Here is a 1772-nt window from a genome sequence, read left to right as displayed (position 1 = left end):
TGCGATCGCTTCTTTCCTGAACCATGTTCAGGAGAGTTCAGCGTGAATGTATCAGTACAGAACCCATGCAGGGCAACAACTGGCCGCCTACGCTACGCGGGAATACTGTGCTCAGATCCCGGCTTTCCTGGCCACTTTGATTGAGGAATGTCATACCCTCGTCCGAGAGCTTCAGCCCGAACTGGAAGCTTTGTTCATGCGCCAAACCCGCCGGCAGAATTTTATCCTTTTCAGCCTCTACGCCACCGATTTGTCGTTGCTCAACTTTGGCCCACTGGGGATCTCCTTGCCCACCTACCACTTTGAAACCCTTGCCGTGGCTGGGCAATTTTATACTTATGAGATTCGAGAGGGGAAAGCTGCCCCCTAGTCACCATGGCAACCATAGGATCTCAAGATCCAAAAGAATCTCAAAAGTTCGGCTAGATCTGGGCTCGTTCCAACAGGGTTTGCAGCTCTTCCAGGGCCAACTGGGCTGACTGGGCCTGCTGGTAAAGGGATTGCACCACCTCAGCACTGCTTTGGGCCGATTGCAGTGTGGATTGGCTCTGGCGCTGGATACGCTCTGCCAAGCTGCGAATACGGTTGCTGGCTTCAGTGGTTCGCCCGGCCAATTTGCGGATCTCCTGGGCAATGGCTCCAAAGCCACCGGCACCACCGCTGCGGTTGGCCTCTACAGCCGCATTGAAAGAGAGCAGGCGAATGTATCCTGCCACCTCTACGATCAAATCCACGATGGTGTTGATCTCCTTGAGTTCGCGGGATAGCTCCTGGTTGTTGTCGGCAATTTCCTGGAAGAGGGTGCGCACCGCTTCTACCCCAGCAAAGGTGGCGGCAAAGGTGGATTTGCCCTTCTCCGAGAGGATCGAGCTAATCTCGATGATGCGGGCGTTAAGGCGAGCCAACTCCTCGGAGCGCTGTTGGGCCCGCCGGCGTTCCATATCTAGGGCCAGGTTTTGGCTGAGGATCTCGGCTTTTTGTCGCTCCAGATCCCGGGCATACTGGAGGCTGCGGTTTTTTTCCTGCTCCAGCTCTGCCAAGATCCTTTTCATCTCTTCCTGCTGCTCCTGTAGCTTGCGCTGGGTGGCCAGATGCACCTGGGCCTGGGCCACCAACAACACCGGCACATCGAGAAGGCGGTAGTCCTGGGATCCCAGTTGAACCACCACGGGGTCATAGATGGTCTCTTCGGGCCGTTGGAAAGCTCGGTCGGCTGCTTGGATGACATCGCAGTCGCCGGGGAGCAAGAGAAAATCCCGGCTATGGAACTCTACCATGGAGCTGATGGGCCGCTTCAAAAACACATCCAGGCCGTAGGGCTTGCTAAGCATCCACTCCAGAATGGCGCGGCGGGTCAACATTCCCCGCACCTGTGACCGCTCGTCCAGCACGATGACTCCTGAAAGGCTGCTGTCATCTTCTAGGCGGCGCACCACGTTCTCACAAGGGGTGGACTCGCTCACCTGAAACTCCACCAAGGCCAAATCGCGCAGCTTGGTGTTGATCGATAGGGTAGGAGTGGGTGGATTTGTCAGGGTAGCCATCACAGGGATCCTCGGCACACGTTGGGTACAGATGGGTTGGATGCCAATGTGTAGAGCAACACAAAAAGTCGGCCCTAAATCGGCCTTTGATGGGGTGATTCCTGCAGAAAATCGACCACCTTCAGTTTGCCCTGGGATCCCACCTTTTGCCCATAAGATTCTGCGGGATTGTACGGAAAGGATGGCCTGGGATCCCTTCTTTGCGGTTTGCTGGGACGGATCCCTTTG

The 1772-nt window shown here is 56.0% G+C and carries 2 protein-coding genes; one reads left to right on the top strand and one right to left on the bottom strand.

The annotated features are described in order from the left end of the window. Positions 1-46: 46 nt before the first annotated feature. Positions 47-370 carry a DUF4359 domain-containing protein gene (locus NW829_RS07650; protein WP_414414103.1) on the top strand — a complete coding sequence of 108 codons (324 nt, stop codon included), beginning with the start codon at positions 47-49 and terminating at the stop codon, positions 368-370. A gap of 52 nt (positions 371-422) precedes the next feature. On the opposite strand, the gene NW829_RS07645 is transcribed toward NW829_RS07650, so the two are convergent. Beyond that, positions 423-1544: a methyl-accepting chemotaxis protein gene (locus NW829_RS07645; protein ID WP_414416799.1), complete on the bottom strand. Its 1122-nt coding sequence runs from the start codon at positions 1542-1544 to the stop codon at positions 423-425. Between the last annotated feature and the right edge of the window lie 228 nt (positions 1545-1772).

Source organism: Synechococcus sp. R55.8, assembly GCF_047461895.1.
Lineage (GTDB): Bacteria > Cyanobacteriota > Cyanobacteriia > Thermostichales > Thermostichaceae > Thermostichus.
The sequence above is the reverse complement of the archived record's forward strand: the minus strand, read 5'-3'. Positions and strand labels throughout refer to the sequence as shown.

Bases quoted from the DNA above. Each gene is read 5' to 3' on its own strand.
- NW829_RS07650 (WP_414414103.1), top strand. From the start codon at position 47: ATGTATCAGTACAGAACCCATGCAGGGCAACAACTGGCCGCCTACGCT.
- NW829_RS07645 (WP_414416799.1), bottom strand. From the start codon at position 1,544: ATGGCTACCCTGACAAATCCACCCACTCCTACCCTATCGATCAACACC.